Below are 20,296 nucleotides of genomic sequence, written 5' to 3' on the forward strand. Positions count from 1 at the left end.
CCCGATTCACGGGATTCCAGACAAGATTCGTGTGCCGGCTTTCGGTTTCTTAACGAAACAGGCGCAGAACGGCAGGGCGACGGCGGTGACCGCTTCACCTGCCGCCTCGCGCATGGGCGGGTTCGATGCAGTCGATGGGCAGGCTCTACTACGTTGATGCGCTCAGGGTAGCCGCCTTCGTCATGCTCATCTTCTACCATTCTTCGGTGGCGTTTTTCCCCGACATGTCGTGGCTCATCGAGAGCGCCGAGGGCAGCGCGTTGCTGTCGGACGTGATGAAGTTCCCGCGCGCCTGGCGCCTGGCGCTCCTGTTTTTCGTATCCGGCATGGGCACCTGGTTCGCCTTCCGCTCGAATGCCGGCTTCACCTTCCTCAAGGACCGCTTCGTACGGCTGTTCGTGCCGCTCATCTTCGCCATGTGCGTCATCATCGTGCCGCAGGTCTGGTACGAGCGCATGTACGAGGACGGCTACCACGGCTCGCTGCTCACCTTCTGGGTCACCCGCTACTTCAGCGAAGGCAAGTACCCGGAAGGCAATTTCACCTGGGCGCATATGTGGTTCGTTGCCTATCTCCTCGTCATGACGGTGCTGTGCTATCCGATCTTCCGGATGATCATCGACCCGAAGATGCGCTGGCTGACCAGCCGCTTCGAAGCGGTCGCGCGCTCCAACGCGATCTACCTGTTCTTTCTGCTGCCGCTTGTCCTGAACCTTGCGCTGACGCCGATCTTTCCGCGCCAGACCAACGCGCTCTACAATGACGGCGCCTGGTTTGCCGTGTGGGCGTGCTGGTTCGGCTTCGGCTTCCTCGTCGCCCGCCATCACAGCGCGCTTATCGGAACGATCGTCGCCCGCCGCTGGCTGAGCGCGTCGTTCGCGCTGCTGCTGACGGTGCTGCTCTACGTCTATTCATGGAGTGCAGCCGCAGATGCATCGATCGGCAGCTATGACGACATGACGCCGCTCTACAAGGCGGCGATCTTTGCGCTGGCCTGGAGCATGATCCTCACGCTGACCGGATTCGCGGCGCTGCATCTCAACCGCAAGAGCGAGGTCCTGAGCTGGCTCAACCGCAAGATCTTCCCGCTCTACATCGTCCATCAGACGGTCATTCTCGCCGCATTGTTCTACGTCCTGCCGCTGCAGCTCAGCGTCGCGGCCAAGTACATGCTTGTGCTGTCGCTCACGCTCGGGGTTTCGCTGGTGTTCTGTGTTCTGGCGGAACGGCTGCCATGGCCACTGCGCGCGCTGGTCGGCCTGCCAGAACAGCCGATGGGCGCACGCGACCTCGCCAAGGCACCGACACAACCGGTCCGGTTCTGACACATCGTCCGCGGGCGGCTTGATCATCGTCTCGTCCTCGTCTATCAGCGCGCATCGATTTTCGCCGCGCGGGATTCCCTTAGCCACGTGATCTTGTCCGAAAAGTCTGCAACTTTTTGCTGCGCTGACCTTCGGTTCGGGATCACGCTCTGACGGCCCTCCACAAGCCACGAGGAACACAATGTCCAGCTTCAAGCAGCTCGTCTTTTCCGGCGTCCAGCCGACCGGCAATCTCCATCTCGGCAACTATCTCGGCGCGATCAAGAAGTTCGTCGCCCTGCAGGACAGCTACGATTGCATCTATTGCGTCGTCGACCTGCACTCGCTGACGGCCCAGCTCGTCCATGACGACCTGGAAGACCAGACGCGGCAGATCACCGCTGCGTTCCTCGCTTCCGGCATCGACCCGAACAAGCACATCGTCTTCAACCAGAGCCGAGTGAAACAGCACGCCGAGCTTGCCTGGATCTTCAACTGCGTGGCGCGCATCGGCTGGATGAACCGCATGACGCAGTTCAAGGACAAGGCCGGCAAGGACCGCGAGAACGCCTCGCTCGGCTTGCTCGCCTATCCGAGCCTGATGGCGGCCGACATCCTGGTCTACCGGGCAACGCACGTGCCGGTCGGCGAGGACCAGAAGCAGCACCTCGAACTGACGCGCGACATCGCCCAGAAATTCAACAACGACTTCTCCGCGCGCATCGCGGCGCGTAGCCTCGGCGTCGAGATGAAGGTCGGTGACGAGACGGTCAACGGCTATTTCCCGATCACCGAGCCGGTGATCGGGGGTCCGGCCGCGCGCATCATGTCGCTGCGCGACGGCTCGAAGAAGATGTCGAAATCCGACCCGTCCGACCTGTCGCGCATCAACCTCACGGACGACGCCGACACCATCTCGAAGAAGATCAGGAAAGCGAAGACCGACCCGGATGCCCTGCCGAGCGAGCCCGACGGCCTGGCCGGGCGGCCGGAAGCGGAAAACCTGGTCGGCATCTATGCCGGGCTTGCCGAAATCTCCAAGGAGGCCGTGTTGCAACAGTATGGCGGCCAGCAGTTTTCGGTGTTCAAGCCGGCGCTGGCCGACCTTGCCGTCGAAAAGATGGCGCCGGTTGCCGGCGAAATGCGTCGCATTTCGGCCGATACGGCCTATGTCGACGGCGTGCTGCGTAATGGCGGCGAACGCGCCGGCGTGCTCGCCGAGGCGACCATGAAGGACGTGCGCGACATCATCGGACTGCTGCAGGGCTGACCTGGCCCAAGGGCGGCGGCTTGCCCGCCGCCGCGGCTGGTGGCAGATTGCCGGCGAATCCTTACTCCCTCAGGGGCACTGAATGGTCTCGAAACGACTGAGCCGGGAAGCCGGGCACCGGCGCAAATTCCTAGCGATCATCGACGATACGCCGGAATGCGAGCGCGCCGTCGCCTACGCCTCGCGCCGCTCCAAGTCGACCGGCGGCGTGCTGGTGCTGCTCTACGTGATCGAACCGGGCGACTTCCAGCATTGGCTGGGCGTCGAGAAGATCATGCGCGAGGAAGCCACCGCCACCGCCAATTCGGCGCTCGACAGCTATGCCGTGGCGGTGCGCGAGCAGCTCGGCATCGAGCCGGAACTGGTGGTGCGCGAGGGGCATCCGACCGAGGAAATTCACAAGCTGATCGAAGAGGACCAGGATATCGCGATCCTGGTGCTGGCCGCCGGCGCCGGCAAGGAGGGGCCGGGTCCCCTGGTTGCCTCGATCGCCGGAAAGGCGGCGGCGTTCCCCGTTCCGGTCACGGTGGTGCCGCAGAATCTGTCGGACGAGGACATCGAGAGCCTAGCGTAACGACGGCTCCGGCTGGAAAGCGAGGCTTTTCGCTCCGGCCGCGGCGGATTCGATCTTGGAAACAGTGGCCGCTATTCCCACATCTGTCGCCAGACGTTAGACAGCATCACCGAACCGGCCAGCAAAGGGTTGCGCCAGCACAGGTTCAGGTCTAATTAGAACTATTCTAAAGTTGGCCTCGCGAGAGGCAGGAGACGACAATGTTCATCCAGACCGAGGCAACACCCAATCCCGCGACTCTCAAGTTCCTGCCTGGCAAGGAAGTGCTGGCCGCCGGCACCGCCGACTTCCGCGATGCCGATTCAGCGCGCGAGGCTTCGCCGCTGGCCGGACGGCTGTTCGACATTCCCGGCGTGACCGGCGTGTTCTTCGGCTATGATTTCGTGACGGTGTCCAAGGACGGCCCGGACTGGCAGCACCTGAAGCCGGCGATCCTCGGCGCCATCATGGAGCATTTCATGTCCGGCGCGCCGGTGATGGGCACGGGAGCCCAGGCCGCGGCCGACGACGGCGAGACCGCCGCGGAATTCTACGCCAAGGCCGACGAAGAGATCGTGGTGACGATCAAGGAACTGCTCGACACCCGGGTTCGCCCGGCGGTGGCGCAGGACGGCGGCGACATCACCTTCCGCGGCTACGAGAACGGTACCGTCTTCCTGCACATGAAGGGCGCCTGCGCAGGCTGTCCGTCGTCGACCGCCACGCTGAAGCACGGCATCCAGAACCTGCTTCGCCATTTCGTGCCGGAAGTACAGCAGGTCGAACAGGTCGGCTGAGAGGCCTCTTTCCTTCTCCCCTTGTGGGAGAAGGTGCCTGAGCGCAGCGAAGGCGGATGAGGGGTGCGGGCAGGATCGCTACGTCGCCCGTCCACAACACCTCAGCGCCTCTTTTCTCCCATTTACCCCTCATCCGTCTCGGCGCTGTGCGCCGATCCACCTTCTCCCACAAGGGGAGAAGGAACGACTCCACAACAAAAAACCGGGCCTTGGAGCCCGGTTTTTTGTTTGCGACGTCCTTGTTGCCGAGACGGCTCGCCAAAAAAGCTATCTGACGATCACCTTGGCGCCGATCTCGGCGCGGCTGTAGAGATCGATGATGTCCTGGTTCATCAGGCGGATGCAGCCGGACGACATCGCCTTGCCGATCGAAGCCCATTCCGGGGTGCCGTGCAGGCGGTATCCGGTGTCGCCGCCCTTGTTGTAGAGGTAGAGCGCGCGTGCGCCGAGCGCGTTGCCGAGACCCGGATCCATGCCGTTGCGATATTTGGCGAGTTCGGGCTGGCGCTTGATCATTTCCGCCGGCGGCGTCCAGACCGGCCATTCGCGCTTCGCTGCGACGCGGGCGGTGCCCTTCCACTCGAAGCCTTCACGGCCGACACCGATGCCGTAGCGCATCGCCTTGCCGTCTTCCATGATCAGATAAAGATGCTTTTCGCCGGTGTCGACGATGATGGTGCCGGGCTTTTCGTCGCTCGGGTAGCGGACGACCTGGCGGTGGTACTTGCGGTCGACCTTGTAAATCGGGATGGCTGGAAGACTATAACCGGCGTCGCTCCTGGCGCCGTAGTCGTTGGAGAAAAGCCGTACCGCGCCGTCGGTGCTGCAACCTGCCAGTGCAGTCGCCAGAGCCAATGCCGCCGAAATTGTCAGTGTTTTCATTCGCATCAAAGGATCGATCCGCCCCGCCAGTAAGGTATTCGCCCGATTCGAGCCACAATTTCATCACTATTTCTTAAGGCTTATTTCTTTTGCTTGCCAAGCGCTTCGGCCGGCATCCAGATGCGCCCGATGTGCGTAATCCCCTAGATATGGTATTTCGGCAACAGCTTCCCGCCTTCATCGCACCGATTGTTTCGGCGGCGTTTGATGACTACCTGTCCTGCAAACAGGAGATTCCGTCATGAATGTCGGTGATGCGGCACGCCGCTCCGGCCTGCCGTCGAAGACCATCCGCTACTACGAGGACATCGGGCTGATCGCGCCGGCCCGCGCCGCCAACGGCTACCGCGACTATTGCGAGGACGATGTCCACCGGCTGGCATTCCTGCGCCGGGCGCGCGGGCTGGGCTTTTCCATCGACGACTGCCGCCAGTTGATGGCGCTTTACCGCGACCGCGAGCGCGCCAGCCACGACGTGCGCGAGATCGCCTCGGCCCATGTCGACGCCATCACCGACAAGATCGCCGAACTGGAATCGATGCGGGCGACGCTGCAGAAACTGATCCACGCCTGCCATGGCGACGAGCGGCCGGACTGCCCGATCCTCGAGGACATCGCGGGGAGCGCCGCGTCATCCGCGAAGCGAAACCGCGGCGTTGTCGCGAATTGACGGAACATTGATAGAACATCGAAATGATGGCATGGTTCGACCATGCCGATCATTTCACCGATTCTCTCCAACCCTTTGGTTGACGGCAGGCAATCCGAGCGCGCCATGGTCATCCGCCGCGGCGTGCAGCGCCTGCTGCGCGAAATGGGCGCGCATGTGCTTCCCGAACTGTCGCTGGCGACCGGCCGGCGCGCCGATCTCGTCGCGCTGACCCGGCAGGGCGACATCTGGATCATCGAGATCAAGTCGTCGATCGAGGATTTTCGTGTCGACCGCAAATGGCCTGACTACCGGCTGCATTCCGACCGCTTCTTCTTCGCCACCCATCCGGAGGTGCCGGCCGGCATCTTTCCGGAAGAATGCGGCTTCATCCTGTCCGACGGCTACGGCGCCGAAATCCTGCGCGACGCGCCTGAACACCGGATGCCGCCGGCGACCCGCAAGTCGCTGATGCTGAGGATCGCGCGGGCCGGCGCCGCCCGGCTGCTTGCCGCCGAACTGGCCGGCGTTTCGGTGCCGGCACTGGAAGGCGAGAGCGAGTAGGCGGCTGCCGCTCGCTGGCGGTCAACGTTTCGGGTGCTGGCGAAAGAATTCCCAGATCAGTTCGCTGGCGTTGATTTGCGCAGCCGGGTAGGAGAGCTGGCCGTTTCCGGCGCCGCCAGGCCAAGCGTGCCCCATATCTGGCAGCGTGTACACCGCGGCGGCACTGCCGTTGGCGCAATCGGCGAGCGCCAGTTCAATATCGGTGTTTTCGACAGGCGACAGCGATGCCTTGCAATCGCCCATGCTCAGCCAGTAATCCGAGCTGGTCCGGAACAGCTCATAGTATTTGTCTTTTTTGCCATGGAAGGTAATCAGCGAAACTGGATGCTGCGGCAGGCTCCGGATGGCTGGTCCATCCATTCTTCCGTCATGCCGCCGCTCACCGGGGCGATCGCAGCCAGAACACCGGGCAGCTCGGCGGCAAGCCGGTAGCTCATGTCGCCACCGTTCGAGATGCCGGTCGCGTAAATCCTGGACGGGTCGACCTTGTGCTCGGCGCTGACCTTTTCGATCAGCGACTTGATGAAGCCGACATCATCCTCCGCGCCGCAGCACATGATCGCATTGTAGCCGCCATTGATGCCGTCGGGGTAGGCGACAATGAAACCTTCGCGTTCGCCGATCGCGGAAAATCCGCTGAGTTCCGCGATTCCGCGGCCGCTGCCCGGATAGGGATGCATGACGATGACCAGCGGCAACGGATCGCCGGAGGTTTGTTCGGGGAGGGCAAGCAGGAACGTGCGCTCCTTGCCGGCATGCATCAAGGTGCCGGCGACCTCCGCGGCTGTCGTCGATTGCGGCCAAAGCACCATACCCAGCAGGACAGCTGCGATACGGACCATCGTGGGCTACCTCGGCGCGCGTTTCGCCAAAATCCGCTGCAAGGTGCGGCGGTGCATGTTGAGGCGGCGCGCCGTCTCGGAAACATTGCGGTCGCACATTTCGTAGACGCGCTGAATGTGCTCCCAGCGCACGCGGTCGGCCGACATCGGGTTTTCCGGCGGCGCCATCCGTTCGCCGCCGGTCCGGGTCAGCGCGGCGTAGATGTCGTCGGCGTCGGCCGGCTTCGACAGGTAGTCGATGGCGCCGAGCTTCACCGCCGTCACCGCCGTCGCGATGTTGCCGTAGCCGGTGAGAATGACGGTGCGCGAATCCTCGCGCTTTTCGCGGATCGCCTTGACCACGTCGAGGCCGTTGCCGTCGCCGAGCCGCATGTCGACCACGGCGTAGGCCGGCGGGTTGTCGCGTGCCTTGCCGACCGCCTCTTCGACGCTTTCCGCCGTGTCGACCTGGAAGCCGCGGCCTTCCATCGCTCGCGCCAGCCGGGTGAGGAACGGCTTGTCGTCATCGACGATCAACAGCGTCGTGTCGTCGCCAAGGTCGCTGGCGGGAGTGTCGTTCTCGGCGGTCATCGCGTATTCCGTTCCTGCTTAATTTCTGAGCATCATATAAGCCGATTAAAGCAATAAAACCAACCTACACCCTGTCGAACATGAGGTCCGGGACGGTTCCCGGATCGACGAACATCTCGCGCGGCCAGGTTACCTGCACCATGGCGCCCTTGCCGGGTTCCATCGCATTGCGGAACGACAGCGAAGCACCCGAGCGTTCGAGCAGCGTCTTGGCGATGAACAGGCCGAGGCCAAGCCCGCCGCCCGGCTCCGCGCCCTGCCGGGTCGACATGTAAGGCTCGCCGATGCGGTCGATGATTTCCGGCGGAAAACCGCGGCCGTCGTCGACCACGTCGAGCATGACGCTGGCTTCGTTCCATCGCCAGCGCACGGTGACGCTTTCGCGGGCGAAGTCGACCGCGTTTTCGACGAGGTTGCCGAGCCCGTAGATGACACCCGGGTTGCGGCGGCCGACCGGCTCCGGGCCGGTGCGCTCCCCCGGCTCTAGCCTGATCGAGATGCCGAAATCGCGATGCGGCGCGATCACCTCCTCGATCAGCGAGGTGAGAGGCAATTGCGCCAGGTGCACCTCGCTCTCGGTCGACAGGCTGGTCAGACGCTTCAGGATCTCGCGGCAGCGTTCGCTCTGCGTGCGCAATAACGTCACGTCCTCGTGCCAGCGCGGATCGTCGGCGAGTTCGCGCTCCATCTCCTTGGCGACCAGCGCGATGGTTGCGAGCGGCGTGCCGAGTTCGTGCGCCGCGGCGGCGGCCAGCCCGTCGAGCGCGGAGAGGTGCTGCTCGCGCTGCAGCACCAGTTCGGTGGCGGCGAGCGCGTTGGCGAGCATGCGCGCCTCTTCCGCCACCCGCCAGGCATAGATGCCGGTGAAGGCGATGCTCGACACGACTGCCACCCACATGCCGGAGACATAAACGAAGGGCATCGGCAGTTCGGTGCCGGAAAACCACGGCAGCGGCAAATGGTAGAGGACCAGCAGCGTCGCCATGGCAATGACCAGCGTGCCGAGGAAGATGGTCATGCGCAGCGGCAGCGACGTCGCCGAGACGACGACCGGCACGATCATCAGCAGGGAGAAAGGGTTGGTCAGGCCGCCGGTCAGGAACAAAAGCCCGGCGAGCTGGATGGCGTCGAACACCATGATGCCAAGCGCCGCGAACGGCCGCAGCCGGTGCGTGGCCGGGTAGCGGAAGGCGAGGAACAGGTTGAGCCAGGCCGAAAGCGCGATCAGCGCGAAGCAGATCGACACCGGCAGCGGAAAGTCGAAGCCGTAGGCGACGATGAGCACCGCCGCGCTCTGGCCGATGATCGCCAGCCACCGCAGCTTGATCAGCGTGTTGAGGCGCAGCCGGTGGCTCTGTTGCGGGTCGGACGTTCGGAGTTCGAGCATGATCGATTTATGCGCCGACGTTGCGCCTTGCGCCAAGCGCTATTTGACGCGCGGTTTTGCCCGGCTGGTCGCCTCGGCCAAGGCAGGGTCTTCGGGCCAGACATGTTTCGGGTAGCGCCCGCGCATGTCGGACCGCACGTCGGCCCACGAGCCGCGCCAGAACCCGGGCAGGTCGCGCGTCGTCTGGATCGGCCGATGCGCCGGCGACAAAAGTTCGAGCGTCAGCGGCACGGTGCCGTTGACGATCGCGGGATGGCTGGTCAGTCCGAACAGTTCCTGCACGCGGATCGCCAGCACCGGCCATTCGCCGTCGTAGCGGATCGGCACGTGGCTGCCCGACGGCGCGTCGAAATGGGTGGGCGCCAGCTGGCCGATCCGGCGCTGCAGGTCATGCGGCACAAGCGACATCAGCGCGGCGTGCAGGGCGCCGGCATCGATCCGTGCGAAGCTGGCTTCACCGGAGAGGAACGGCAGCAGCCAGTTGTCCAGGCTGGCGACCAGCGCATCGTCGGAGACATCCGGCCATGGCGCGCCGAGGCCGCGATGCAGCCAGGACAGGCGCCGGCGCAGCGTTTCCGTGTCCTTGCTCCAGGGCAGCAGGGAAAGGCCGTGCTGGCGAAGGGCGTCGAGAATGGCGCGGTCCACCTCCGGACCTTTCGGTGCCGGCAGCATGCGCTCGGACAGGACGATGGTGCCGAGCCGCACGGTTTCGCGCACGCGCACGGCACGCTTCTCCGCGTCGAAGGCGGTTTCGGTGCGGCGTTCGAGATGGGCCGCGAGCGCGGTGCGGATTTCCTCCTCGCCGACCATGGCGGCGGAAGCGATGCGCGCGTTCTGCGCCTTGCCTTGCAGGTCGGCGACGACGAGGAACGCAGCGCCCGCCAGCGGATCGGCGGCGTCGACCGTCGCGCCGCGACCATTGGCGAGAACGAAGCGCCCGCGCTCGCCGCGCGCCTTGGCGACGCGGTCGGGGAAGGCGTGGAGGAGGAGGGCGCCGGCACCTTCACCCTCCCCCTTGAGGGGAGGGTCGATCCGCGCAGCGGAGCGGGGTGGGGGTTCTAGATTACCCCCACCCGCGCCTTCGGCACGACCTCCCCTCAAGGGGGAGGTGGCCTGACGCGCCAATCTCTCCGCCAACTGCCGCGCCGCCACCGCACGCGGAGCCCTTTCGGCGCGAAACCGCATCAGCCGTCGCTCGAGGTCGGCGCTGTCGCCGCCCAGACCGCGCTCGGTCAGAAGCACCGCCAGCATCGCGGCGTCGGCGGCGTGGCCGGATTTGGCCGCCTCGGCGACCATGTGGGCAAGGCGAACGGGCAAAGCGAGCTTGCGCATCGCCGCGCCCGTTTCGGTCAGCCGTCCGTCCGCGCCGACGGCGCCGAGTTCGATGAGGAGCGATCTTGCCTCGGCAAGCGCGGCGGCCGGCGGCGGGTCGAGGAAGGCGAGCGCGGACGGATCGGCGACGCCGAAGGCGGCGCAATCGAGCACGAGGCCGGAAAGGTCGGCCTCCAGGATTTCCGGCGGGGTGAAGGCGGGTAGTGCGGCGGTCTGTTCCGCGCGCCACAACCTTATCGCAACGCCCGGCTGCGTGCGCCCGGCGCGGCCGGCGCGCTGTTCGGCGGAGGCGCGCGACACGCGCACGGTTTCGAGGCGGGTGAGGCCCGTCGCCGGCTCGTATTTCGGCAGCCGCGACAGGCCGGAATCGATGACGACGCGCACGCCGTCGATGGTGATCGAGGTCTCGGCGATCGAGGTGGCCAGCACCACCTTGCGTCGCCCGGCCGGCGCCGGCCTGATCGCCGCATCCTGTGCCTTGCCGTCCAGCATGCCGTAGAGCCGCACGACATCGGTGTCCGCGCCGATCCGACCCTCGAGCCGCTCGGCGGTGCGCTCGATCTCGCGCTGGCCGGGCAGGAAGGCGAGCACGCTGCCGGTTTCATCGGCCAGCACATCGCGGATAGCTTTTGCCATGGCGTCTTCGATCGGCGTGCCGGCGGCGCGCTCGGCATAACGCAGCTCGACCGGGAAGCTGCGGCCCTCGCTTTCGATGACGGGTGCCGCACCAAGCAGCCTTGCCACGCGGGCGCCGTCGAGCGTCGCCGACATCACGAGCAAGCGGAGATCGGGCCGCAGCGCGCTTTGCACGTCGAGCGCCAACGCCAGCCCGAAATCGCCGTCGAGCGACCGTTCGTGGAACTCGTCGAAAATGACCGCCGAGACGCCGGCGAGTTCGGGATCGTCGAGGATCATGCGGGCCAGGACGCCTTCGGTGACGACCATGATGCGGGTCTTGGCCGAGACGCGGTTTTCCATGCGCATGGCGTAGCCGACGGTGCCGCCCGGCTCCTCGCCGAGCAGCGAAGCCATGCGGCGGGCGGCGGCACGGGCCGCCAGGCGGCGCGGCTCCAGAAGGACGATGCGGCCGCTGCCGAGCCATGCCGCGTCGAGCAGCGCCAGCGGCACCAGCGTCGTCTTGCCGGCGCCGGGCGGCGCCACCAGCACGGCGCTGCTGTTGCTTTCCAACGCGCTGGCGAGCGCCGGCAGGACGGCAGTGACCGGGAGTTCGGGCAGGTCGGCCATTGTCATTCGCCGATCCGGATCACCGGCCCAAGCGCTGCCTCGGCGTCCGCCTCGTCATGGGTGACGAGGATGACCGGCAGGCCGGCCTCGCGCGCCCTAACGAAGACCAGTTCGCGCATCTGCCGGCGCAGATCCTGGTCGAGCTTCGAGAACGGTTCGTCGAGCAGCAGCGCGCGCGGCGCCGAGAGCAGCACGCGGGCCAGTGCGACGCGGGCCTTCTGGCCGCCCGACAGCGTATCCGGGTCGCGGTTGCCCATACCGTCGAGGCCGACGCCGGCGAGGGCTGCATCGGCCCGCGCCAGACGGGCTGCCTTGCCTTTCACATGCGACGGGATCGCGAAGACGAGGTTGCCGGCTACCGACATGTGCGGAAAGAGCAGCGGGTCCTGGAACAGGATGCCGGCATGGCGCTCCTCGGCCGGCAGCACGGTGAGATCGACGCCGTCGGCCAGAACCCTGCCGCTTGCCTGGAATGCCGGGTCGAGGAAGCCGCCAATATAGGCGAGCAGGGTCGACTTGCCGGAGCCCGAAGGCCCCATGACGGTGAGCACGCCGCCGGGCAGGACATGATGCGTCAGCGCCAGCAGGACGCGGCCGTTCAGCGCGATCGACACGGTGTCGAGGAAAAGGCCCTTGTCCGTCATTCTTTCCGTTGGCTGCTCAGGCGTGCATGGCGCGGCGATGCCGGAATATCAGCGCGGGCAAGAGCGTGGCAACCAGAAAGCCGAGGGCCGGCAGCAGCATCTGCAGGAAGGCGTAGACGCCGATGACCCGCCGGTTGCCGCCCGAAGCCAGCGCCACCGCGTCGGTGGTGATGGTGTCGAGCCGCCCGGCGCCGATCAGCACCGTCGGCAGGTACAGCCCGACCGAAACCGCGAAGCCGACGGCGGCGGCGGTGAGGACTGCCCGCATCAACATCGGCAGGCGGACGCCAAGGAGCGTTGTCCAGCGACGTTTACCAAGGCCCGCGGCGATCGCCTCATAACGCCGGTCGTAGGCGCGCCAGGGATCGGACAGCGACAGGAAGACATAGGGCATGACGAAGATCAGATGCACGAAGACCAGCGCCGGCAGGCTGGCGATGGTGCCGGTCAAGACGAAAAGCAGCTGCAGGCCGAACAGGAACGCGACCTGCGGCACGATCAGCGGCAGGTATATGAACAGCAGCGCCCAGCGCCTGCCCGTGCGGCCGGTCTCGTTCTCGCGCATCAAGCAAAGCGTCGAGAGCAGCACCGCGAGCAATGTTGCAATCCCGGCGACGATGAATGTCGTGACGAGCGGTTCGCCGATGCGCGGCGCGGTTTTCATCCAGGTCTTCGCGCTCAGCGTTTCGGGCAAGACATCGGGAAACGGCCACAGGCCGGCGAACGACCACAGGCAGAGCGTCGCCAGGCCGGCGAAGATGATCGCGGCGGCGAGCAGCATCGCGGTGAGCCCGATACGGCGCAGCCATGCATCGCGGCGCCATCGCCAGCCGGCGCCGCAGGCACGGTCCCGGATCGCGGCGCCGAGGCGCTCGAAGCCGATCCAGATCAGCAGGGCGGCGGCGGTGACGGCAAGCTGCAGGACCGCGCCGGCCGAGGCGAAGAAGCGCATCGACAGGTCCGGATCCTGCATCCATTGGGTCAGCCGCACCGCAAGCGGGGCGGGCGCGGTCGGCCCGAGGATCGCGGCGACGTCGACCACCGATGTGGCAAAGGCGATGACGGCGAAGACCGCCAGCCGGATCTGCCGGTAGACCAGCGGCCACGAGCCGAACAGGAAGCCGGCTATTTTTCCGTAGCCCAGCGAGGTTGTCAGCGCGCGGGTGCGGGTCGCATCGACCTGAGGAAGGGCGGCGAGTGTGATCAGCAGCAGGAACGGGATTTCCTTGACGATCAGTCCGGCCATCATCGAGAAGCCCATGGGATCGTTGACGATCAACAGGTCCGGCGGGCGCTGCCAGCCGGTGAGTCCGGGCGAGATCAGCCGCGCAATCATGCCCGACGGCGCGATCAGGAAGGCAAGGCCGAACGCCGCTGCCGCATGCGGCACCGAAAGCAGCGGCGAGATGAGGTGCTGGACGCGGGCGAATATGCGCGTGCCCGACCAGCCGGCAACGAACAGGATGACGACAATGAGGGCCACGGCCGTCGTCACCAGCCCTGAAGCGAGGCTGATGATCGATGACATCCAGATGCCTGGTTCGGCGAAGAGTTGCCGCGTCGGCGCGAGCGTGAATTCGGCGCCGCCGAGCGCCGGCAGATAGCCGAAGGCGGGCAGCATGGTGCCCGCCAGGCCGAGCAGGATGGGACCGGCTAGAAGCGCCATCGCCAGCGGCGGGCCGAGGCGGGTCAGCATGGCGAACTTTGAGAGGCCTGCGCTCTATGTTGCCCCCCTCTGTCCTGCCGGACATCTCCCCCACAAGGGGGGAGATTGGCCTTCACGGAGAGTGGCGGCCAGTCGTCGACGCCGCAGGATAAGCGGCTGCGCTTGCGAAAGCTGATCTCCCCCCTTGTGGGGGAGATGTCCGGCAGGACAGAGGGGGGCGCGAAAGAGCTCATGCTTCCAAAGTTATGGGCAATCTAGTTCGCCGCCCCATAGCGCCGTTTCCACTCTGTATCCAGCCGCTCCATCCAGCTTGGATGCGGCTCGTCGATGGCTGGGCCGAGTTCGTCGGGTTTCAACGTGGCGATGCCGAGGTCGAGTGCGTCGAAGCGCGCGCGGTCGGCCGCGTCGAGCCTGGAGACGGCAAGCACGGTCGGATCGCCCCAGACCTTGGGGTCCTGCTTGCGTGCCTGCGCTTCCGGCGAGAGCAGGAAGTCCGCGGCGACAAGCGCGCCTGCCTTGGCCGCTGCGTTGTAGGGAATGGCGACGAAATGCGTGTTGGCGAGCGTGCCCGCCGGGAAGGTGAACGAACGCACCGTGTCCGGCAGTTCGCCGTTCGCGATGGCGCTCGAAGCCTCCGACGGGTTGAAGGCGAAGATGATGTCGACCTCGCCGTCGGCGAGAAGCTGCTTCATCGCCGGATAGTTCTGCGGAAACGCCTTGCCGCCGCGCCACAGCAGCGGGTTGAGTTCATCAAGATAGGCGAACAGCGGCGCCGCGACCTGTTCGAACGAGGCTTCGTCCACCGGTTTCTGCAGCACTGAACGATCGGCGACCAGTTCTGAAAGCACCTGCTTCAGGAAGGATGAGCCGACGAAGTCCGGCGGCTGCGGATAGGAAAAGCGGCCGGGGTTTTTCTTGGCCCATTCGAGCAGATCCCCAGCGGATTTCGGCAGGTCCGCGGCATTTGTCCTGGCCGAATCGTGAAAAAAGACCAGCTTGGCCATGCCCCATGGGCTTTCGAGACCCTCGACCGGAACCGTGAAGTCGGTGCGGATTGTCGGCTTTTCGTCGGCGTCGACAAACTTCCAGTTTGGCAGCTTTTCGGCCCAGCCCGGCGACAGCAGCAGGTTCTCCCGCTTCATGGAGGAGAAATTCTCGCCATTGATCCAGATCAGGTCGACGGTGCCGCCGTCGTTCCGGCCGGCCGCCTTTTCGGCGACGACCTTGGCGACCGCGTTGGCGGTGTCGTCCAGCTTCACATGAACGAGCTTGACGCCGTAGCGCTTTTGCAGTTCGCCGCCGGCCCATTCGAGGTAGGAATTGATGTTCTCGGCGCCGCCCCAAGCGTTGAAATAGACGGTTTCGCCCCTGGCTTGCCTGAGCACTTCATCCCATTTCGCCGGATCGGGATCGGCAGCGAGTGCATGAAACGCAGATGCCACCAGCGCCACTGCGCCGAGTAAAAATTTCCGCAATGAAGCCTCCCATCCGGCTTTTGGTGAGAGCCGGATTGAGCATGGCGGGCGAAAGCCGGTCAATGCACACTGCGGAGCCGGCGGTCACTTCGGTGTGACTTCGGGTCGGGGGGATCAGCCGACTTCGACCCAGCGGCCTTCCTCGAACGAGCGCGCCATCGCGGCGACGGTGCGTTCGATCAGGATGCCGTCCTCGAAGGTGACGGCGACGGCGTTTTCGCCGCGCATCTTACCGATCAACTGGCGGCATTCGATGATCTTCAAATCGTTGAAACCGAGCGAATGGCCGGCTGCCGGAACGAAGCGGTCGTAGGGCTTGTGGTGCGGCGCGGTCAGCACCGTGCGAAAACCCTGTTCGGTGGCGCGGTCCGAGGTGACGTAGAGTTGCAACTCGTTCATCCGCTCCTGGTCGTAGAGGATCGCGCCCTTCGAGCCGACGATCTGCACGGCGATGCGGCCCTTGCGGCCCCAGGCGGTGCGGCTGAGCGCGATATGGCCCGACGCGCCGTTTTCCAGCCGCATCAGGATGGTGGCGATGTCGTAGACCTCAACATCGCGTTCGCCGCCATCGCTCCGGCGGGTCGGGTAGGGTTTCGCCATGTCGCACATGACACGGGCAACGCCGCCGAACAAAGTGCGGATCAGCGACAGGGGGTGCACGCCGAAATCGTCGATGGCGCCCCAGCCGTTCACCGCCTCGTGGCGCTGCTGGAAGGGTGCACCCGGATCGGCCATGAAGTCCTCGTCCATCTCGATGCGGACGTGGTTGACGGCGCCGATGGCATCTTCGTCGAGCAGTTTCCTGATGTGGCGGATCGCCGGGTTCTGGATGTAGTTGTAGCCGAGCACCGCGACCTTGCCGGAGCGGCGCTGCGCGGCGAGCATCGCTTCGGCCTCGTCGAGCCTCGGCGCCATCGGCTTCTCGCACCAGACATGCTTGCCGGCGTCGAGCGCGGCGATCGCCATCTCGGCGTGAAACTTGTTGGGCGTGGTGATGGAGACGACGTCGACCTGCGGGTCGGCGATCACCTTGCGCCAGTCGCCCGACGATCTGGCGAAACCGAACTCGACGGCCTTCAGGCTCGCGAGTTCGTCGTCGGTTTCGCCGAGATGGACCAGGCGGATCGCCGGCACGTCGCCGAAGACCGGTTTGACGGCGCTCCAGGCAATCGCATGCGCCTTGCCCATGAAGCCGGTGCCGATAAGCCCGACGCCGATCGTTTCCATGCCATGCGTCCTTCGCGAAGAGAAAAGGAACGGCCAGAGCCCGGCACGGCTCCGGCCGTTCCTGGAAAGCTTACGCCTTATTTGTACTGTTCGGCGTTGCTCTTATCGACCAGCACGGTGCCGGTATCGATGACCGGTTCGATGGTCTTGCCGGCCTTCAGGTCGACCAGCGCCTGGATACCGAAGCCGCCCATGTTCTTCGGCGCCTGCGCGACCGTTGCGGTCATCTCGCCGGCCAGGACCGAGGCTGCTGCGTCGGGGTTGGCGTCGAAGCCGACGACCATGACGTCGGCCAGCTTGCCGGCCGACTTCAGGGCTTCGACCGCACCGAGCGCCATGTTGTCGTTGGAGGCGAACACGGCCTTGATGTTCGGGTTGCCGGTGATGATGTTTTCCATCGCCGCCTGGCCCTTGGCGCGGTCCCATTCGCCGGTCTGCTCGGCGACCACCTTCAGGCCGCAGGCTTCAAGCCCGGCCTTGGAGCCGGTGGCGCGGGCCTGGCCGGTCGACTGCGTGATGATGCCCTGCAGGATGGCGACTTCCGAGCCTTTCTCGATCTTGCCGCAGATGTAGTCGGCGGCAAGCTTGGCGCCGGCCGCGTTGTCGGTGCCGATGAAGGTGATGCCTTCATTAGTGCCCTTTGTGTCGACGAACACGACCGGGATGTTCTTGGCCTTGGCGGCGTCGACGACGGGCGCGAGCGCGTTCGGATCGGTCGGGGCGAGCGCGATGCCGTCGAGGCCCTGGGCGATCATGTCCTCGATCTGGGCGATCTGCGCGGCGACGTCGGATTCGGCCGGCGGCGACATCACCATCACCTCGACGCCGAGTTCCTTGCCCTTTTCCATGGCGCCGGCTTCCACCGCCGCCCAGAATGGGTTGCCGGCGCCCGGACCCTTCATGTCGACCAGGAACTTGTCGGCGAGCGCGCTGCCAGTCATCAGCGCGAGTGCGGTGCTGACCAAAATCAATCTTTTCATGGGTTCCTCCCGTGGAACTGTACTCGTCTCCGGTGAAGGGATCGTGCCCGGCGCGGAGACGGCGCCGGACACAACTTAAGCGAACTAGCTCCGGACCGCCGCGCGGCGGCGGATGACGTCGATGTAGACAGCCAGGATGATGACCAGGCCGATCAGGATCTGCTGCCAGAACGGACTGATGTTGTTGAGGTTGAGGCCGTTGCGCATCAGCCCCATGATCAAGACGCCGGCCAGCACGCCGAGGATGGTGCCGCGGCCGCCGAAGAACGAGGCGCCGCCGATGATCACCGCCGCGATGGCGTCGAGTTCGGCGTTCTGTCCGGCCAGCGGAAAGCCCGAATCGGTGCGGCCGGCGAGCAGCAGGCCGGCCAGCCCGGCGAAGAAGCCGCTGATCGCGTAGACGTAGACCAGCACGCGGTCGACATTGATGCCGGAGACGCGGGCGGCGTGCGGGTTGCCGCCGATGGCGAAGATGTGGCGGCCGAGCGAGGTACGGTTGAGGAAGAACCACAGGCCGATGGCGCAGACGACGACGACGAACAGGCTGGCCGGCAGGCCGGTCGGCGGCGGAAAGATGCCGAAATCGTAGTTGGCCTGGCCGAGATAGCGGACCTGCGGGCCGAGGCCGGAAACCGGCGCGCCGTTGGTGATCAGGCTGGACAGGCCGCGCGCGATGTTCAGCGTGCCGAGCGTCATGATGAAGGGATGCGGCAGCCGAAGGATGGTGAGGCCGAAGCCGTTGACCAGTCCGCAGGCGATGCCGACCAGCGGTCCGATCAGGATGACGATCGGCCACGGCACGCCGGCCTTGGCGGCGACCGCCAGGCACATCATGGCAAGCGCCATCACCGAGCCGACGGAGAGGTCGATGCCAGCGGTCACGATGACCACGAACATGCCGAGCGCCAGCAGCGCCAGCGAGGCGTTCTGCTTGATGATGTTGGTGAGGTTGGCGAGCGACAGGAATACGTCCGGCCGCGAAATGTACAGCAGCACCATCATCACGACGACGATGATGACGATGCCGTAATGCTCGAGGAAACTGGCGAGCTTCGGGTTGTTGCGGATCATCGTTCAGTGAACCTTGTCGTGCGCCAGCGCTTCGGTGTGGCCCTTGGTGCCCATGATCCAGCCGATCACCTCGTTGCGGTGGGTCCGGTCGAGCGGCGCCTCGGCGAAATTCGTGCCCTGGTAGAGCGCCATCACGCGGTCGCAGGCATAGAAGATGTCGTCCATGCGGTGCGAGATGATGATCACGGCGACGCCATGCTCCTTCAGTGTCTTGATCAGGTCGAGCACCTTGCCGACCTCCTTGATGGCAAGTGCCGCGGTCGGCTCGTCCATGATCACCACCTTGGCGTTGAAAGCGGTGGCGCGGGCGATCGCCACTGCCTGCCGCTGTCCGCCGGACAGTTCCTCGACGGGCTGGTCGATCGATTTCACATGGATCTTCAGCTGGTCGAGATGGTCCTTGGCCATCTGCCGTGCCTTTTCGCGGTCGACGATGGTGAGGCCGGCGAACTTGCGGCCCGGTTCGCGGCCGAGATAGATGTTCTCGTAGATCGCCATGTTCCCGGCCAGCGCGAAGTCCTGGTAGACCATCTCGATGCCGACGCGGCGTGCGTCGCGCGGCGAATCGAACCTGACCTGTTCGCCCTGGTAGAACAGCGAGCCTTCGCTCGGTTTGTAGAGACCGGAGAGGATTTTCATCAGCGTCGACTTGCCGGCGCCATTGTCGCCGACGACGCCGAGCGCCTCGCCGGGCGAAACATGGAAGCTGACGCCGTCCAGCGCGGTGATGGCGCCAAAATATTTTTTGATGCCGCGTGCTTCGAGCAGCGCCTCGGTCGCTTGACCGGTCACTTCGGACATGGCTTTGGTTTCCTCCCGGCCACTTCCCCTGTTCCGGATTTGGAACAAATAGTGCATTAGAATTTTTATGTGGAATTTTTATTCCATTTCTGATTTTCTCCGTCAAGCCCTAATTAGCGATCGGCGGCAACAAGAACGTGAACGGCATGGACGAACAGGGCCTGGCTCCGAAAGACTACCAGTCGCTGCGCGCCTTGATTGCGCAGAAGGCGGAGCAACTTCCCAAGCGGTTGACGCAGATCGCCGCCTATGCGCTGGAAAATCCCGACGAGGTCGCCTTCGGCACCGTCGCCTCGATCGCTGGTCATGCGGAGGTGCAGCCCTCCGCGCTGGTGCGCTTTTCGCGGGCGCTGGGCTATCAGGGCTTTTCCGAACTGCAGGAGGTGTTCCGTTCGCGGCTCAGGGAGCGCGTGCTGAACTATGACGAGCGGCTGGCACAGATGCGCGAGCACGGCATCGCCAGCAGCAAGTCCGGCATCGTGCTGGATGGATTCCTGACGGCAGCGGAGCGCTCGGTTGCCGATCTGCGCGACAAGGTCGATCATGAGGCGATCGAGCGCGCCGTCGACATCCTGGCCGGCGCCGAGACGATCTACCTGATCGGGTTGCGGCGCTCGTTCCCGATCACCTCCTATATGAGCTACGCGATGGGCAAGCTCGGCATCCGCAACATCCTGGTCGACGGTTTGGCCGGCCTCGGCGCCGAGCAGGCGCGTTTCATCACCGCGCGTGATGCGGTGCTGTCGACCAGCTTCACTCCCTATGCCAGCGAGACGGTGACGCTCACCAATGCCGCCAAGGCGCGCGACGCGAAGATCGTGTCGATCACCGATTCCGTGTTCTCGCCGATCGCGCCGTCAGCCGACGTGCTGCTCGAAATCGTCGAGGCGAACTTCGAGGGTTTCCGTTCGATGGCGGCGACGCTGGCCCTGGCGATGACGCTGGCGGTTGCCGTGGCGGGAAGGCGGGGCGAGGGGTGAGGGACCTTCCTCTCCCCTTGTGGGAGAGGATAGATCGACCCTGCGAGCGCTTGCGCG

Annotated in this window: 20 protein-coding genes; 7 read left to right on the forward strand and 13 right to left on the reverse strand. The window is 65.2% G+C overall.

The window, feature by feature from the left end; genetic code table 11:
- The first annotated feature begins 125 nt into the window (after positions 1-125).
- From OHD58_RS06720 to OHD58_RS06735, 4 genes are all read left to right on the forward strand, one after another.
- Positions 126-1,325, forward strand: coding sequence for an acyltransferase family protein (locus tag OHD58_RS06720; protein WP_263802303.1), 1,200 nt, complete (start codon positions 126-128; stop codon positions 1,323-1,325).
- Between the two features lie 181 nt (positions 1,326-1,506).
- Entirely contained in the window at positions 1,507-2,574 is a 1,068-nt protein-coding gene (trpS, locus tag OHD58_RS06725; RefSeq protein ID WP_263802304.1) for a tryptophan--tRNA ligase, read from the forward strand.
- Between the two features lie 82 nt (positions 2,575-2,656).
- The gene (locus OHD58_RS06730) at positions 2,657-3,148 is read left to right on the forward strand and encodes a universal stress protein (RefSeq protein WP_263802305.1); all 492 of its coding nucleotides are present in this window, start codon (positions 2,657-2,659) and stop codon (positions 3,146-3,148) included.
- Positions 3,149-3,348: 200 nt separating this feature from the next.
- Positions 3,349-3,924 carry a NifU family protein gene (locus OHD58_RS06735; RefSeq protein ID WP_263802306.1) on the forward strand — a complete coding sequence of 192 codons (576 nt, stop codon included), beginning with the start codon at positions 3,349-3,351 and terminating at the stop codon, positions 3,922-3,924.
- 267 nt (positions 3,925-4,191) lie between these two features.
- On the opposite strand, the gene OHD58_RS06740 is transcribed toward OHD58_RS06735, so the two are convergent.
- Entirely contained in the window at positions 4,192-4,812 is a 621-nt protein-coding gene (locus OHD58_RS06740) for a L,D-transpeptidase (RefSeq protein ID WP_263802308.1), read from the reverse strand.
- A gap of 235 nt (positions 4,813-5,047) precedes the next feature.
- Between OHD58_RS06740 and cueR the strand changes: the two genes are divergently transcribed.
- Positions 5,048-5,476 carry a Cu(I)-responsive transcriptional regulator gene (gene cueR / locus OHD58_RS06745; protein ID WP_263802309.1) on the forward strand — a complete coding sequence of 143 codons (429 nt, stop codon included), beginning with the start codon at positions 5,048-5,050 and terminating at the stop codon, positions 5,474-5,476.
- Positions 5,477-5,518: 42 nt separating this feature from the next.
- Positions 5,519-6,019 carry an MmcB family DNA repair protein gene (locus OHD58_RS06750; RefSeq protein WP_263802310.1) on the forward strand — a complete coding sequence of 167 codons (501 nt, stop codon included), beginning with the start codon at positions 5,519-5,521 and terminating at the stop codon, positions 6,017-6,019.
- A gap of 21 nt (positions 6,020-6,040) precedes the next feature.
- On the opposite strand, the gene OHD58_RS06755 is transcribed toward OHD58_RS06750, so the two are convergent.
- The 12 genes from OHD58_RS06755 to OHD58_RS06810 all read right to left on the reverse strand — a co-directional run bounded on the left by OHD58_RS06755 (position 6,041) and on the right by OHD58_RS06810 (position 19,259).
- The gene (locus OHD58_RS06755) at positions 6,041-6,379 is read right to left on the reverse strand and encodes a hypothetical protein (protein ID WP_263802311.1); all 339 of its coding nucleotides are present in this window, start codon (positions 6,377-6,379) and stop codon (positions 6,041-6,043) included.
- On the reverse strand, positions 6,331-6,861 hold the full coding sequence (locus tag OHD58_RS06760) for an alpha/beta hydrolase family esterase (RefSeq protein ID WP_263802312.1): 531 nt from the start codon (positions 6,859-6,861) through the stop codon (positions 6,331-6,333). The genes OHD58_RS06755 and OHD58_RS06760 overlap by 49 nt, the downstream gene beginning before the upstream one ends.
- A 6-nt stretch (positions 6,862-6,867) precedes the next feature.
- Positions 6,868-7,431 (reverse strand): ActR/PrrA/RegA family redox response regulator transcription factor, encoded by a 564-nt coding sequence (locus OHD58_RS06765; protein ID WP_263802313.1) that lies wholly within the window; start codon positions 7,429-7,431, stop codon positions 6,868-6,870.
- A gap of 64 nt (positions 7,432-7,495) precedes the next feature.
- Positions 7,496-8,818 carry an ActS/PrrB/RegB family redox-sensitive histidine kinase gene (locus tag OHD58_RS06770; protein WP_263802314.1) on the reverse strand — a complete coding sequence of 441 codons (1,323 nt, stop codon included), beginning with the start codon at positions 8,816-8,818 and terminating at the stop codon, positions 7,496-7,498.
- 39 nt (positions 8,819-8,857) lie between these two features.
- Positions 8,858-11,401 (reverse strand): ATP-dependent helicase HrpB, encoded by a 2,544-nt coding sequence (hrpB, locus tag OHD58_RS06775; RefSeq protein WP_263802316.1) that lies wholly within the window; start codon positions 11,399-11,401, stop codon positions 8,858-8,860.
- On the reverse strand, positions 11,398-12,039 hold the full coding sequence (locus tag OHD58_RS06780) for an ATP-binding cassette domain-containing protein (protein WP_263802318.1): 642 nt from the start codon (positions 12,037-12,039) through the stop codon (positions 11,398-11,400). Before OHD58_RS06780 ends, hrpB begins: the two co-directional genes overlap by 4 nt.
- 16 nt (positions 12,040-12,055) lie before the next feature.
- Positions 12,056-13,735 carry an ABC transporter permease gene (locus OHD58_RS06785; RefSeq protein WP_263802319.1) on the reverse strand — a complete coding sequence of 560 codons (1,680 nt, stop codon included), beginning with the start codon at positions 13,733-13,735 and terminating at the stop codon, positions 12,056-12,058.
- A gap of 224 nt (positions 13,736-13,959) precedes the next feature.
- Positions 13,960-15,180: an ABC transporter substrate-binding protein gene (locus OHD58_RS06790; protein ID WP_412177168.1), complete on the reverse strand. Its 1,221-nt coding sequence runs from the start codon at positions 15,178-15,180 to the stop codon at positions 13,960-13,962.
- Positions 15,181-15,294: 114 nt separating this feature from the next.
- Positions 15,295-16,407 (reverse strand): Gfo/Idh/MocA family protein, encoded by a 1,113-nt coding sequence (locus tag OHD58_RS06795; RefSeq protein ID WP_263802320.1) that lies wholly within the window; start codon positions 16,405-16,407, stop codon positions 15,295-15,297.
- Positions 16,408-16,484: 77 nt separating this feature from the next.
- Positions 16,485-17,387: a sugar ABC transporter substrate-binding protein gene (locus OHD58_RS06800; RefSeq protein ID WP_263802321.1), complete on the reverse strand. Its 903-nt coding sequence runs from the start codon at positions 17,385-17,387 to the stop codon at positions 16,485-16,487.
- A gap of 84 nt (positions 17,388-17,471) precedes the next feature.
- Entirely contained in the window at positions 17,472-18,458 is a 987-nt protein-coding gene (locus OHD58_RS06805; protein WP_263802322.1) for an ABC transporter permease, read from the reverse strand.
- 3 nt (positions 18,459-18,461) lie between these two features.
- A complete protein-coding gene (locus OHD58_RS06810) occupies positions 18,462-19,259 on the reverse strand; it encodes an ATP-binding cassette domain-containing protein (protein ID WP_263802323.1) in 798 nt (265 codons plus the stop codon).
- A 146-nt stretch (positions 19,260-19,405) separates the two neighbouring features.
- On the opposite strand from OHD58_RS06810, the gene OHD58_RS06815 reads away from it, so the two are divergent.
- Positions 19,406-20,239, forward strand: coding sequence for a MurR/RpiR family transcriptional regulator (locus tag OHD58_RS06815; RefSeq protein ID WP_263802324.1), 834 nt, complete (start codon positions 19,406-19,408; stop codon positions 20,237-20,239).
- The last annotated feature ends 57 nt before the right edge of the window (positions 20,240-20,296 follow it).

Origin of the sequence: Mesorhizobium sp. ZC-5 (assembly GCF_025753855.1) — a bacterium.
Classification (GTDB): Bacteria; Pseudomonadota; Alphaproteobacteria; order Rhizobiales; family Rhizobiaceae; genus Neomesorhizobium.

Coding starts and splice junctions, on each gene's coding strand:
- OHD58_RS06750 (WP_263802310.1), top strand. CDS start 5,519: ATGCCGATCATTTCACCGATTCTCTCCAACCCTTTGGTTGACGGCAGG.
- trpS (WP_263802304.1), top strand. CDS start 1,507: ATGTCCAGCTTCAAGCAGCTCGTCTTTTCCGGCGTCCAGCCGACCGGC.
- OHD58_RS06730 (WP_263802305.1), top strand. CDS start 2,657: ATGGTCTCGAAACGACTGAGCCGGGAAGCCGGGCACCGGCGCAAATTC.
- OHD58_RS06760 (WP_263802312.1), bottom strand. CDS start 6,861: ATGGTCCGTATCGCAGCTGTCCTGCTGGGTATGGTGCTTTGGCCGCAA.
- OHD58_RS06755 (WP_263802311.1), bottom strand. CDS start 6,379: ATGGATGGACCAGCCATCCGGAGCCTGCCGCAGCATCCAGTTTCGCTG.
- OHD58_RS06740 (WP_263802308.1), bottom strand. CDS start 4,812: ATGCGAATGAAAACACTGACAATTTCGGCGGCATTGGCTCTGGCGACT.
- OHD58_RS06815 (WP_263802324.1), top strand. CDS start 19,406: ATGGACGAACAGGGCCTGGCTCCGAAAGACTACCAGTCGCTGCGCGCC.
- OHD58_RS06735 (WP_263802306.1), top strand. CDS start 3,349: ATGTTCATCCAGACCGAGGCAACACCCAATCCCGCGACTCTCAAGTTC.
- cueR (WP_263802309.1), top strand. CDS start 5,048: ATGAATGTCGGTGATGCGGCACGCCGCTCCGGCCTGCCGTCGAAGACC.
- OHD58_RS06805 (WP_263802322.1), bottom strand. CDS start 18,458: ATGATCCGCAACAACCCGAAGCTCGCCAGTTTCCTCGAGCATTACGGC.
- OHD58_RS06765 (WP_263802313.1), bottom strand. CDS start 7,431: ATGACCGCCGAGAACGACACTCCCGCCAGCGACCTTGGCGACGACACG.
- OHD58_RS06780 (WP_263802318.1), bottom strand. CDS start 12,039: ATGACGGACAAGGGCCTTTTCCTCGACACCGTGTCGATCGCGCTGAAC.
- hrpB (WP_263802316.1), bottom strand. CDS start 11,401: ATGACAATGGCCGACCTGCCCGAACTCCCGGTCACTGCCGTCCTGCCG.
- OHD58_RS06770 (WP_263802314.1), bottom strand. CDS start 8,818: ATGCTCGAACTCCGAACGTCCGACCCGCAACAGAGCCACCGGCTGCGC.
- OHD58_RS06810 (WP_263802323.1), bottom strand. CDS start 19,259: ATGTCCGAAGTGACCGGTCAAGCGACCGAGGCGCTGCTCGAAGCACGC.
- OHD58_RS06720 (WP_263802303.1), top strand. CDS start 126: ATGCAGTCGATGGGCAGGCTCTACTACGTTGATGCGCTCAGGGTAGCC.
- OHD58_RS06785 (WP_263802319.1), bottom strand. CDS start 13,735: ATGCTGACCCGCCTCGGCCCGCCGCTGGCGATGGCGCTTCTAGCCGGT.
- OHD58_RS06795 (WP_263802320.1), bottom strand. CDS start 16,407: ATGGAAACGATCGGCGTCGGGCTTATCGGCACCGGCTTCATGGGCAAG.
- OHD58_RS06800 (WP_263802321.1), bottom strand. CDS start 17,387: ATGAAAAGATTGATTTTGGTCAGCACCGCACTCGCGCTGATGACTGGC.